This is a genomic window from Pectobacterium sp. PL64 (assembly GCF_022477975.1).
Lineage (GTDB): Bacteria > Pseudomonadota > Gammaproteobacteria > Enterobacterales > Enterobacteriaceae > Pectobacterium > Pectobacterium jejuense.
In genome coordinates this window covers 1,288,960-1,301,491 of record NZ_CP092070.1, presented here as the reverse complement: position 1 = coordinate 1,301,491, position 12,532 = coordinate 1,288,960, and the positions used below count along the sequence as shown (strand labels likewise).

The following is a 12,532-nucleotide window of genomic DNA, read 5'->3' as shown; positions in this document are numbered from 1 at the left end:
AACAATCACCCCTAAGTTTTATATAAATTATCAAAAAAAACATCCATGATATCAACAATCTGAGTTAGATAAACTAGCTCAATGAATATAAACTCATGATTTCTAGATAGTCCGATTTCTTGGTCGGAAACTTTGTCAAATCTTTCAAAATCATTCGATTCAAGCTCCCCTCCTTTATGGACTATAATATTTCTAACAAATCTGAAACCATTAATTCTCCCCCATATTTCCTCTAATCCATCAAACTTGACATCATGATTTTCCACCAAATATTCTTTGTAACGTTCAATGTTTATTTTATTATTTCGAGAGATTGATTTATTTTTATTTAACTTCACTTTGTCATTTGAAATATATGAGGGGATTTCTGCAGCGGCGCACAAAGATGTTTCAAAGGCAGAGTAAATCATAACTGCAGAAAATTTCAAAAATAAATTGTATCTATCATTATGAGATTTACGTTGTATTTTTAAAATAAATTCATCTGAATCAAAATTTAAATCTTTATTTTCGTGTTGTTTCCAATATATTTTGTCCTCTTCTGCATCTAATTTAAATTCGTCTCTTCGGAAAAATCTATCGATTTTATTTATATAGGAACTAACTTCTCGCATAGACATTCTATATTCCGACCGTACTAAAATTGACAGTTTGTCTACCATAGTTCTACCTCCTTGAGTATTATTTTTTAATTTTATTCACCCCATCGATTCATATTATAAAATACAAGTCAAGTTTTTTCACCAGAAAATTTCTTAGCCTCGTATATTCTGGTTGTTTTTCAATCAATGGGAAGCGTCCATCATAGTTTACGAATGAACAAATCGATTCTCTGAGCTCTTTGATATCCATATCATCCTAATTATTATAATTGCATCAATGGTCTAGAGGGGGTCATTAACGATGATATACAAAGCGCAAAACCATTGAAGAGGAAATTTATATAGCTAATTATGCATAAGGGAAATCACAGAGCAACTTTCATGATAACGCCGTTGCCGAAAGTTTTTTCCAACTACTCACACGTGAACGGATAAAGAAAAGGATCTACGAAACACGGGAGGATACTCGAAGCGATATTGTTGATTACATCGAAATGTTTTATAACAGCAAACGTCGACCTGATTCGAACAATCAGGTGTCGCCGAATGAATATGAACAGCAGTATTATCAACGGCTCGAAAGTGTCTAGATTACCCATAGCGATTCACAATTACGAGCATACCCATTCCACACAACGAGAACTATCTGTTCGATGTTTTAAATTTTAACACCGTCGAAATGACTGATGTAAAAGACCCTATATTTTTAGCTTTTCAACTCAGAAAAAGAGTTAGTCTTTTCATAACCTTTTTCCTTACCACGCCACTGCTGTGGTACCACAGTTTTTATTTGGTGGTCATTCTGGTGGTCTTGACAACAAGAGCTTTCAGGTTTAGCTTATTTATTAGCCAGTTACTGGCAAAGGCGATCCCAGTCAGGGAGCCAAATTTAGAAAATCCCGCTTAAGGCAACTTAAGCGGAATTTTTTTTTATCATTTTATTCAATGCTTTCACGTGAAAAGTCGTCCGATGCACATTTCGTTTTCCTTCTGCATCGGGAGAATGTGGTGGTCAGATTTGGGGTCAAGTTGGTTCGATGACGGAGTGACCCCCCAAACGTCTCTTAACGACTCAAAAATCTGCAACGTAAAATCATCCGCGCCCCCTTCAAAGTTTCTGGTTATCACGCGTTAAACCTACTGGTTCGCGTCTCTGTTACTTCAGATACTATTTTTTGGCAAAGAGACCCGCATAGCGTTGGGCGCTTAAGGAACGGAATTTCGGTTCCGTTTGATGCGAAAAACCGGGAGATGTTTCTCTTCCGCACGATAGACGAACTTGAACAGGCCCCCGTTAGCCATGATTAAAGGCATGCCTGTTTAACAGCATAGAAAGAAACGTCAGAACCCGTCGATGAGGAAGTCTATTGCAGCCTTTACCTGAGAACGGTACTGCGAGGCATCACAAAACACCGCCCCCAGGGCCTGGACAGGGATACTTGCCAGCTCGTGGGTCATTACGGCGTATTCTTTGCCGTCCGTCAGCCTGATGACGGGGACAAAGCGATCCGGTCGGCGGCCTGCCGGATACTTTTCAATAGGGAGCAATGGGATCACTATCCGACGATTCAATTGCCCAATAATATCGCTCGTGACATCGAGCAACAACGGGTAAACGACGCTTTTCCCGGTATTACCGTATACGGTGAATTGCATGGTTAAAACGTCCTGTATTCATCGCTGAAACAACCCTGTTCATCATGAAAACGATTGAGTGCTGCGAGAGCCTCCCTGTTTTCTTCCTGCCATTTTTTCGCTTCATGAGAGCGAAGCTCTGCATCCAGGGCGGTTGTCAGGGTAGCACTCAGATTAATGCCCGCTTCACGCGCTCTTACCAGTAAGGCACGCTCTACTGTCATGGTCACGCTCTGCGTGTTGCGTTGTTTCGCGGTCATGGTTTCTCTCCCGTATAAGATACGTGCGCATTACACGGCACAATACACTTATCATAACACCAAAAACAGGCTCTGCTACCATTACAGTCCTGCAAACTTCACTGTCAGTCGTCATACCCGAGCCGTCGTTTACAGCAATCACCGATGTACAAACGACGTTTACGGGATGCGCGGGCTCTTTGCCGCCCGAATTCGCAGGGAAATTTAAACATCTGTCACCTTCCCTGCCCCACAATAAGGTTAAAGCCGCACTACTTTTTTGCGGCTTATCATCTCCGACTCAAATCTTACCCATTAGGTAACGATGCGCTTTTGAGGCGGCGCTGGCCGCTTTGAAAACATCACGCTTGTCGTTTTTCCACGCCTGGATCCATGAGGCAAGTACGACATCATTATTGGGTTCAGTACAGTCTGGCACTCATAGTTAGGTTGATTTTCATACAGAACTTCACTTTGCGGTAAAAACTGTCTTAAATATTTACACTCATTAATGATATGTTATAACATTACAAAATCAGTGAAATAATGGAACATTAATGAGATGCCGGATTTTGCAGTACAGGTCGAAGAGCTGACGCTCGGCTACGATGGAAATCCAGTATTGAGCACTATCACCGGTTCGGTTCGCACAGGTTCTCTGACTGCGGTAGTCGGCCCGAATGGCTCGGGTAAATCGACGCTACTGAAGGGTATTGCCGGAATACTGCAACCTCAGTCAGGTATCTGCCGTATCGCATCAGGTGCACGGATCGCTTATTTACCCCAGATCTCGGAGCTCGATCGCAGCTTCCCTGCCACTGTCAGCGACCTGGTATCGCTAGGGCTCTGGCAAGATAGAGGCTTGATGGGCTGGCATCGCCGCCAGGATCGGATACGCGTCGTTCAGGCGCTTGCAGCGGTTGGACTGGCGGGTTTTGAAAATAAACCACTCAGCACACTCTCTGGAGGTCAGTTTCAACGCGCCCTATTTGCCCGAGTGATTGTTCAGGACGCCAGTATCATTTTACTCGACGAGCCCTTCAATGCCATTGATACGGCGACCACGCAGGATATGCTGGCCCTGATCAAAAACTGGCACTCACAGCAACGCACCGTCGTTGTGGTGATACACGACCCTGAACTTGTGAGCCGTCATTTCCCAGAAACATTAATGGTCAATGGTACCGTGGTCGCCTGGGGAGAAACCTCGTGGGTGATGAAACACAGCCCAATCCCACCCGCATTCTGTCGGCATGACACCACGCTTTACGTGGCTGGAGACCGATAATGACCTGGCTTTACGATCTACTCATCAATCCGTTTGTCGAATTTAACTTTATGCGCCGAGCCCTTATGGGGGCATTGCTGCTATCGCTCAGCGCGTGTCCGGTGGGTGTGTTCCTGACCCTACGCCGTATGAGTCTGGTCGGGGATGCCATGTCCCACGCCGTGCTACCCGGTGCCGCTTTTGGCTTTCTGCTCTATGGTCTGGAAATCATTCCAATGACGCTCGGCGGCATGGTTGCCGGGCTGGTCGTGGCGATAGGTTCCGGGGTCGTGTCGCGTCTAACGGTACAAAAGGAAGATGCCTCCATGGCGGCGTTTTACCTTATCTCACTGGCGCTCGGGGTGCTTATCGTTTCGCTGCGCGGATCGAGCGTAGACTTGATGCATGTGCTATTCGGTTCTGTTCTGGCGCTGAATGTGCAAGCCCTGACCCTCATCGCCTGCGTTTCCGCCACCTCTTTGCTGGCACTGGGACTCTTGTGGCGCGCGCTGATTGCTGAGTGTCTGGACCCACTGTTCCTACGTACCGTGTCCCGGCTCAGTTCGCCGGTTCATTTCCTGTTCCTTACGCTGGTGGTGATAAACCTCGTGGCAGGATATCAGGCGCTAGGTACGCTGCTGTCGGTTGGTTTGATGATTCTCCCAGCCGTCACCGCTCGTTTCTGGACCCATCGCGTCATCACGCTTTGCCTGTTTTCGGTGCTGATTGGGATGGTAGCCTGCGTGACGGGTTTACTGTTCTCCTACCACTATTCGCTGCCATCAGGTCCAGCCATTATTCTCGCTAACGGCGTTTTTTATCTGGTCTCAACCGGCCTTGTCATGATGAAAAACACCCGCCGCCCTTCTCACTCTTCGTTAGTTAACACGCGCGCTTCACGCACGGAGTAAATCCTATGAAAATTACCACGGCGCTCAGCGTCGCTGCCTTGCTTTCCCTGTCACTGCCGTTTCAGGCGAATGCCAAGCTCAATGTCATTGCGAGCTTCTCTATTCTGGGCGATATGGCAAAAAATATCGGCCAAGATCGTATTGAGCTGCGCACCATCGTCGGCCCCGACAGCGATGCACATGTGTATGAACCATCCCCTGCGGATGCGATTGCGATGGCGAAAGCCGACGTAATTTTAATTAACGGCTTACAGTTTGAGGGATTCATTAACCGGCTTATTGAGGCCAGCGAGAGCAAAGCACCGGTGATTGAAGTGACTAAAGGTGCAGAGATTATTCGCGACCCTGCTGGCGGGCATTACCATTTCTATAACGGTAAAGCGGTATTCCATGCCGCCCCTTTCGACCCTCATGCCTGGCAGTCGCTGCCTAATGCCCATGTCTATGTGAAAAATATTACCGCCGCCTTTTGCGCCGCGGATAAAAGCGGTTGCGACACCTATCAGGCTAACGCCAAAGCCTATGAGGAAAAACTCATCAAACTGGGCACGGCCATCGATAGTGCAATGGCTCGCATCCCAGCATCACGCCGCACCGTGGTGGTCGGCCACAATGCCTTTCGCTATTTCGAGCACGCCTATGGCATCCACTTTTTATCCCCTCAAGGGGTGTCTACCGAGTCTGAAGCTTCTGCCGCCGATGTCGCAGGCATTCTGCGCGAGATAAAGAAAAACCGCGCCGCCGCCGTCTTCACCGAAAATATTTCGAACCCACGACTGGTGGAGCAAATTGCAGCCGAAGCCGGTTTACCCATCGCAGGCGTGCTCTATTCCGACGCGCTTTCCGGTCCTTCCGGCCCGGCACCAACCTATATCGCAATGATGCAGCACAACGTCAACACCATCGTGTCGGCGCTGGCTGACGATAAGCAAACTCCCTGATTTCACTCGAATCTGGACTATTTGATAATGGAGATCCACATGAAAAAGCTTTTATTACCGCTATCTATTTCAGCCATTCTGCTGGGTACGGCGGGATCAGCAATGGCGGCAGAAGAAGATGTCACAGCCTGGCGTCTGTTCGTCGCCGATCACGACAAACCCGTCGTAAACGTGATTGATGCCCTTAATGGCGACAAGCTGACCTCCTTTACCGTGAAAGGGCCAGCATCACTTTATCGCAGTGAAAATGGTGCGACGGTGTTTGCCGTTCAGGGCAGCGCGGAAACCGTCTCTATGATCGGTTCCGGCATCTCATTCCATGATCACGGCGATCACGCCGATATTGATATCGATGAACCCGCATTACTTAAGACCCAACTGACAGGCAAAAAGCCGGGACATTTCGTCGAACGTCAGGGCAAAGTCGCCCAGTGGTTTGATGGCGAACGTTACGCGATGGTCTTGAGTGAACACGCAGTGCTGGACGGCGGCAATGACGTGAAAAGAGTGTTTGTTGGTGCGGCGCATCATGGCGTTGCTGTTCCGTATGACAACCATATCGTCGCCTCTATTCCTAACCCAGAAGATGCTTCCAAACGCCCAATCGGCGCCCATGTGATCAGTCTGGATAGTAAAACTGTCAGTGAAAATGTAGCCTGCCCCGGTCTGCACGGTTCCGCCAGTTCCGGCGATACTTACGCTCTGTCCTGCGAAACGGGCCTGCTGCTGGTAACCCAGAAAAGCGATACGCCCCAAATCCGTCATCTGCCTTACTCCAGCGCGTTACCGAAAGGCAGCGTTTCTACACTGATCGGCGGTAAAGGCATGCAGTACTTTATCGGTAACTACGGCCCAGACCGCATCGTACTTATCGACCCAACCGAAGCGCAGAGCTTCCGTTTGGTACAGTTGCCAACCCGCCGCGTGCATTTCGCCGTCGATCCGGTACGTCCAAAATACGCTTATGTCTTTACGGAAGACGGCAAGTTAAATCAGGTTGATGTACTCAAGGGTGAGATTACCAAGTCTGTGCGCGTCACCGAACCGTACTCTATGGACGGACATTGGAACGATGCGCGTCCGCGTATCGCCGTCGCGGCTAACAGCATTTATATTACCGACCCTCTAAAGAGCAAAATTCACGTGCTGGATGCGGTGGAGCTGAAAGAAACAAGCACAATGGATGTACAGGGACATCCGTTCAACATTGTTGCTGTCGGGGGATCGGGCAAAGTCCATGAGCACGGTGCTTCTCACGATCATGGTCATTCCCACGATCACGGTCATGAGCATTCTCACGACCATGCCCATGCCCATGCCCATGACCACGAGCACGAGCACGAGCACGAGCACGAGCACGACCATTTACATGGTGCACCCATGACCGAAATAGAAAAGAAAGCAGCCAATGGTGCTTTCAATAATAGCGATGTAAAAGATAGAGCGCTTACCGACTGGGAAGGTATGTGGCAGTCTATTTACCCTATTATGCTGTCGGGTGAAATGGATCCGGTTTTCAAAAAGAAAGCGGAAAACGATAAGAGCAATACCTTTGAAAAAGTTAAAGATTATTACCGTAAAGGCTACGCCACCACTGTTTCAGAAATAAAAATAGAAAATGGCATCATGGAATTCCATAAAGATGGCGAAGTCACCTCATGCCATTATGACTACGCTGGGCATAAGATCCTTAATTATGTATCGGGTAAAAAAGGTGTGCGCTACCTCTTTGAATGTAAAGATGCCCAATCGAAAGCACCTAAATACGTCCAATTCAGCGATCACACCATCGCGCCGCGTAAATCAGCCCACTTCCATATCTTTATGGGAAATACCTCTCAAGAAGAGATCCTTAAAGAAATGGATAACTGGCCAACGTATTATCCTTATCAGCTTACCAGCGATCAGGTTGTTGATGACCTGCTGCATCATCATTAATACCCGCTGAATTCCTGTATTAAAAGGCATCGTTGTATTAAAAGGCATAGCTATTTTTCACGCTATGCCTTATTTCATCGCCGATGCAAACATCACGTATCAGCGTATTAATAAACGGACTGGGAAAATATTTTTCCTCATACCAAACGAGCAATCTTTGTAGGCCAGGGATCCAGAAAGGCACCGCCAGACAATTTCATCACTTCGGGTGGTGCCATCAGACAACACCATCTCAATCACGTCTTTTAGCTCATCAAGCTGCAAATTCCCCCTCGGGACCGCCATTATGCCAACCTGCGGGTTAAGGGGATGGTAACCGACCATTTTTAGGCAGAACCTGTTGCGAACCGCTTTATTAACCCCTAACGTGAGCACTATTCTTCGCCCGTTGGGTATTCATTGTTTTGATTGACGAGGGAAAATGGAACGCTTGTTTGTCTACGGGACGCTGCGTCCCGGTCATGAAAATGCCTACATTCTGGAAAACATCGGGGGAGACTGGCTGCCGGGTTACGTGACAGGCACGTTTTATGAGCGTGGCTGGGGCGCTGCCGCAGATTTTCCGGGGATCGTGCTGGATGATTACGGGCCGCGCGTCAACGGTTACCTGTTTTTGTCCGCTAATCTTGAGGCACACTGGCCAATGCTGGATGAGTTTGAAGACGGCTACGATCGCGTTGAGGTTGTGGTTACGACAGCGGAAGACCAGCAGGTTACGGCATGGATTTATCAGTTACAGCCACAGACATGCCAGTATGCGGGATAGATAAACGACGTTCCCTGCCCTAACCTGCCCCAGCAGAGACCACATTTAAAAATCCCGCTTCAGGAAACCGAGCCGGGATTTCTGTTTTTAGCATCTTATGACGACCGGCCAAGATGGGAAGCGGACACAACCACACTCGCTTTGCATCCTTTCACCATGACCTCAACAAGCGTTATTCATTGCCCCATTGATTCAGGAACGTCGCGATCTCATCAATACGAAACTCGTCGATACCGGCTTCACTGGCCATCTCTTTCTGCGCCTCTTCACTGATCTCTTCGTTATTCATTAAGCGGGTGATCAGCAGTTGGAAATAGCGCGCCAGAGCGTCACGTTCTGACTCGCTCACCGGCTTGTCAGATTCGGTCGAATACTCATCCGTGATGTCATAAAATTTAAGCGGTATTTCATTGTTCATGAGTCGTCCCCAAGGGTTAAGGTCTATGTCCGTTGATGCTTGCATCATCTGGCCTGAATAATACCATTCTTATGTCGTTTTCTGTCATCCGTGTGGGACAAGGCACTAAACGAGGACAGTGTAGCCTCTTAAGAGCGAAAGGCAGTGTGAGCGTTTCCGTTTTAGCCTTACCATGAGATTATGCAGCCACTCGACTCTAACCCAATGAATTACAAGTGTAAATTCCGCATAACAAAGACCACGGCAACGTTACCGATCCAGACCATACATCAAGTCATGAAGATGGCTCATGTCTATTGAAATTAAATCACTTTTACTCACGCAATGACTCTGGCATAAATTGTGCACTACTATAGACAAGATGAAACCTGCAAAATTTATAAGACCTGAAAACCTTGGAAAAACAAGCAATAAATTCAGGTTTTATATCAAGAATTAGGATGCTAGATCGCGATGAATAAGAATTTTACCTTTACGATTAAGAACACGTGTTTCGATGAAAATTATAACCCCTCCGAAAACACGCGTATCACGACCAACTTTGCGAACCTGGCGAGAGGAAAAAACCGCCAGGAGAACTTGCGCAACGCCTTAACGATGATTGACAATCGTTTCAATTCTCTGGCGAGTTGGGATAACCCCAAAGGGGATCGCTATTCTGTCGAACTTGATATCATTTCCGTTGAGGTTGATATAGAAGGCAATGGCGACAGCTTCCCAGTCATTGAAATACTGAAAACCAATATTGTTGATAAAAAAACCAACGAGCGCATTGAAGGCATTGTAGGAAATAATTTCTCCTCCTACGTGCGAGATTATGATTTTAGCGTCTTGCTGTCAGATCATAATAAGAATCACCCCGGATTTAGCACCCCCGATAGCTTTGGCGTCTTGCATGGCAACCTATTTAAATGCTTTGTAAACTCAGATTCTTACAAAGAAAATTTTAGTAAAGCGCCGGTTATATGCCTGAGTGTTTCAAGTAAAAACACCTATCATCGGACTGGAAATCAGCATCCTGTGTTAGGCGTCGAATACCAGCAAGATGAATATTCATTGACCGATCAATACTTCCATAAAATGGGATTGCAGGCTCGCTATTTTATGCCGCCAAATAGTGTCGCGCCTTTAGCTTTCTATTTTTCTGGTGACTTACTGAGTGATTACACGAATCTTGAGCTGATCAGTACCATCGCCACGATGGAGACTTTTCAAAAGATTTACCGACCTGAAATTTACAATGCGAACTCTGCAGCAGGCCAGTGCTATCAGCCAAGCCTGAATCATCAGGATCATTCATTCACTCAAATTGTTTACGATAGAGAAGAACGTAGCCTGTTGGCTATCGAGCAGGGAAAGTTTACTGAGAAAAACTTCATCAAACCATACCAAGCTATTCTTGAGCAATGGTCTGCTAATTACGTTCTTTGATTAACCAAACACACAAGGTCATCGATTATTATGAAAATATTGTTACCCACTTCCACTGCAGGCAGCTTACCGAAACCTTCTTGGCTGGCACAGCCTGAGACCCTTTGGTCCCCTTGGAAATTGCAAGGCGAGGAACTGATTGAGGGCAAACAAGATGCGCTACGTTTGAGCCTGGCAGATCAACTACAGGCAGGGATTGATATTGTCAGCGACGGCGAGCAAACGCGCCAACATTTTGTCACAACGTTTATTGAGCACCTCAGCGGTGTTGATTTCGAGAAACGTGAGATCGTTAAAATTCGTAATCGCTATGACGCGAGTGTACCGACAGTCATTGGTGCGGTGGTTCGCCAGAAGCCCGTTTTTGTTGAAGACGCCAAATTTTTACGTCAGCAAACCACAAAACCCATTAAATGGGCCCTGCCTGGTCCCATGACGATGATCGACACGCTCTATGATAGCCACTATAAAAGTCGCGAAAAACTCGCCTGGGAATTCGCCAAAATTCTTAATCAAGAAGCCAAAGAATTAGAGGCTGCGGGTGTCGACATTATCCAATTTGATGAGCCCGCCTTTAATGTCTTTTTTGATGAGGTGAATGATTGGGGAATTGCCGCTTTAGAACGAGCCGTTGAAGGGCTTAAATGTGAAACTGCGGTACATATTTGCTATGGCTATGGCATCAAAGCCAATACCGATTGGAAAAAGACGTTGGGATCCGAGTGGCGGCAATATGAAGAAATTTTCCCTAAGCTGCAAAAGTCGGCTATCGATATCATTTCACTGGAATGTCAGAACTCTCGTGTTCCAATGGATCTTATTGAACTCATTCGCGGTAAAAAAGTGATGGTAGGTGCCATTGACGTGGCAACCAATACCATTGAGACACCCGAGGAAGTCGCCGATACGTTACGAAAAGCACTTCAGTTTGTGGATGCCGACAAGCTCTATCCGTCCACCAACTGTGGCATGACTCCTTTATCTCGTCGCGTCGCAAGAGGCAAACTCAATGCGTTAAGTGCAGGTGCAGAAATCGTCCGCAGAGAACTCTTGGGTAAATAACGTCGCCAAGTAGTCAATCACTTGAAGCGAGCTCAGTCCGAGTTGAGTGATACATGGCCTTAATGAAAAGCCCGTAAGGGCTTTTCATCTATATACGCATCGGCAAAGCGTTAATTACCACATTAAATCATCAGGCACTTTAAAATCAGCATACGGATCGTCTTCGTCTTGCTCTTCCTGACTCAGCGCACTATTTAATACAATACTGCTCGCATCTCGCTGTGCAATTTTATCGGCTACGATCGCGGGAATAATCGCGTATTCACTCTCGCTGCTGCCATCAACCACCAAACGAGCAATAGCGAGACGGCCGCTAATCAGCTGAGCCTGCGTCAGCTTATCCACAGTTATTTTTTTAATTAAATTATTATCTGTGAAGTTAAAACCAATATCGCCTTTTGAAATATTGATTCTGTTCATTTCAATGAGCTGCTTCACCTGCGCTTTATACTCTTTAGATAAAACAGCTTGTTTTTGTTGTTCGCTTAGCTGCTTATCACGCTCAAGCTGTGCTTTTTTATTTTCTTCCACAGCCTCTCTTGCTTCACGAGCCTGAACGCGTGATTTTTTCGCCGTTCTTTGGACTTTGGCCATTTTTTTACTGGTCACTAATCCCGCTTTTAGCATCTGCTCTTGTAAGGTGAGCTTTGTCATCTTCGTTCCTAAACCCGTTAAATAATATGTGGGATTATACCTGTAATTTTTGAGGGTGCACCAGGTTGCAGGGTCCGATCGCTGTGTGGCGTGAGTTTGGAGGGAGCTAGCGGAAACAATGCCGAAATTCTGCTGGTGAGTGGCGCAGAGATTTCGGCACAGGGTCAGTCCGAATGATTTCAGACGTTGAGCATTTTCACCGTGGCATCGATGTCTATCTCATCTTCCGAGAAGATTAACGTCGTTCCCTGGAAGGTGGTGATCGCCAGTTTTTTCAGCGAGCGCATTTCACCCGGCTTCGCGGTTGATTTAGGCCTGATACTATTCATCAGTATCCCCACAGACAGCACCACATTTTCTTTATCAATACCGGTGTCGGCGGGCACTTCTTCGCTGTAAACCAGATAAGACTTGATCGACGTGAGCTTAAGGCGCTCACCCGCGATATAGATGTATTTACTTTCCGGCACCACTTTCACAGCATAAGCTGACAACCCCTTGTTATTCGTGGTGGGTTCGAAAGTGACCTCCGCATCTTTCTTAATCAGATCAGGATTGGCGACCTTAATCACATGAAAATAACGGTTATCGCCGTTTTCATCTTTGATAAACCCAAAACCTTTATCTTTAAACCAGGTTGTGATCGTTCCGTTCATCGCCATTGTCGC

12 protein-coding genes and 5 pseudogenes are annotated in these 12,532 nt (G+C 46.8%); 10 read left to right on the top strand and 7 right to left on the bottom strand.

All coding sequences use genetic code 11. The features are described 5' to 3' along the window. Positions 1–11: 11 nt before the first annotated feature. On the bottom strand, positions 12–662 hold the full coding sequence (locus tag HP572_RS05540) for a hypothetical protein (protein ID WP_240585008.1): 651 nt from the start codon (positions 660–662) through the stop codon (positions 12–14). 308 nt (positions 663–970) lie between these two features. On the opposite strand from HP572_RS05540, the pseudogene HP572_RS05535 reads away from it, so the two are divergent. Beyond that, positions 971–1,192 (top strand): annotated as a pseudogene (locus HP572_RS05535) (IS3 family transposase); the annotation flags it as partial. A 616-nt stretch (positions 1,193–1,808) separates the two neighbouring features. Continuing rightward, positions 1,809–1,910, top strand: a pseudogene (locus tag HP572_RS05530) (mobilization protein mobC); the annotation flags it as partial. A gap of 33 nt (positions 1,911–1,943) precedes the next feature. Here HP572_RS05530 and HP572_RS05525 read toward each other — a convergent pair. The 3 genes and pseudogenes from HP572_RS05525 to HP572_RS05515 all read right to left on the bottom strand — a co-directional run. Next, on the bottom strand, positions 1,944–2,258 hold the full coding sequence (locus tag HP572_RS05525) for a CcdB family protein (RefSeq protein WP_240585007.1): 315 nt from the start codon (positions 2,256–2,258) through the stop codon (positions 1,944–1,946). 2 nt (positions 2,259–2,260) lie between these two features. Next, positions 2,261–2,497: a type II toxin-antitoxin system CcdA family antitoxin gene (locus tag HP572_RS05520; protein ID WP_029729596.1), complete on the bottom strand. Its 237-nt coding sequence runs from the start codon at positions 2,495–2,497 to the stop codon at positions 2,261–2,263. Between the two features lie 280 nt (positions 2,498–2,777). Beyond that, positions 2,778–2,879: pseudogene (locus HP572_RS05515) on the bottom strand (DNA primase); the annotation flags it as partial. Between the two features lie 159 nt (positions 2,880–3,038). On the opposite strand from HP572_RS05515, the gene aztA reads away from it, so the two are divergent. The 6 genes and pseudogenes from aztA (at position 3,039) to HP572_RS05485 (ending at position 8,299) form a co-directional block, all read left to right on the top strand. Then, positions 3,039–3,764: a zinc ABC transporter ATP-binding protein AztA gene (gene aztA / locus HP572_RS05510; RefSeq protein WP_240585006.1), complete on the top strand. Its 726-nt coding sequence runs from the start codon at positions 3,039–3,041 to the stop codon at positions 3,762–3,764. After that, positions 3,764–4,654, top strand: coding sequence for a zinc ABC transporter permease AztB (gene aztB, locus HP572_RS05505; protein WP_240585005.1), 891 nt, complete (start codon positions 3,764–3,766; stop codon positions 4,652–4,654). The genes aztA and aztB overlap by 1 nt, the downstream gene beginning before the upstream one ends. Positions 4,655–4,659: 5 nt before the next feature. After that, entirely contained in the window at positions 4,660–5,595 is a 936-nt protein-coding gene (aztC, locus tag HP572_RS05500) for a zinc ABC transporter substrate-binding protein AztC (protein ID WP_240585004.1), read from the top strand. A 27-nt stretch (positions 5,596–5,622) separates the two neighbouring features. Beyond that, a pseudogene (gene aztD / locus HP572_RS05495) lies at positions 5,623–6,759 on the top strand (zinc metallochaperone AztD); the annotation flags it as partial. 186 nt (positions 6,760–6,945) lie between these two features. After that, positions 6,946–7,533 (top strand): annotated as a pseudogene (gene zinT, locus HP572_RS05490) (metal-binding protein ZinT); the annotation flags it as partial. Between the two features lie 421 nt (positions 7,534–7,954). Next, a complete protein-coding gene (locus tag HP572_RS05485; RefSeq protein ID WP_240585003.1) occupies positions 7,955–8,299 on the top strand; it encodes a gamma-glutamylcyclotransferase family protein in 345 nt (114 codons plus the stop codon). A 172-nt stretch (positions 8,300–8,471) separates the two neighbouring features. Here HP572_RS05485 and HP572_RS05480 read toward each other — a convergent pair whose 3' ends face one another. Next, on the bottom strand, positions 8,472–8,717 hold the full coding sequence (locus HP572_RS05480) for a YmjA family protein (protein WP_205551123.1): 246 nt from the start codon (positions 8,715–8,717) through the stop codon (positions 8,472–8,474). A 453-nt stretch (positions 8,718–9,170) separates the two neighbouring features. Here HP572_RS05480 and HP572_RS05475 point away from each other — a divergent pair, with 453 nt between their 5' ends. Next, positions 9,171–10,148, top strand: a complete 978-nt coding sequence (locus HP572_RS05475; protein ID WP_240585002.1) for a DUF1852 domain-containing protein — start codon at positions 9,171–9,173, stop codon at positions 10,146–10,148. A gap of 30 nt (positions 10,149–10,178) precedes the next feature. Further along, entirely contained in the window at positions 10,179–11,210 is a 1,032-nt protein-coding gene (locus HP572_RS05470; RefSeq protein ID WP_095699060.1) for a methionine synthase, read from the top strand. Positions 11,211–11,324: 114 nt separating this feature from the next. Here the strand turns inward: HP572_RS05470 and HP572_RS05465 are convergent, their stop codons facing one another. Together HP572_RS05465 and HP572_RS05460 are read right to left on the bottom strand one after the other, a co-directional pair. Beyond that, positions 11,325–11,864, bottom strand: a complete 540-nt coding sequence (locus tag HP572_RS05465; RefSeq protein ID WP_240585001.1) for a DUF2058 domain-containing protein — start codon at positions 11,862–11,864, stop codon at positions 11,325–11,327. 179 nt (positions 11,865–12,043) lie between these two features. Next, positions 12,044–12,526, bottom strand: coding sequence for a cold-shock protein (locus tag HP572_RS05460; RefSeq protein WP_240585000.1), 483 nt, complete (start codon positions 12,524–12,526; stop codon positions 12,044–12,046). Positions 12,527–12,532: the final 6 nt, after the last annotated feature.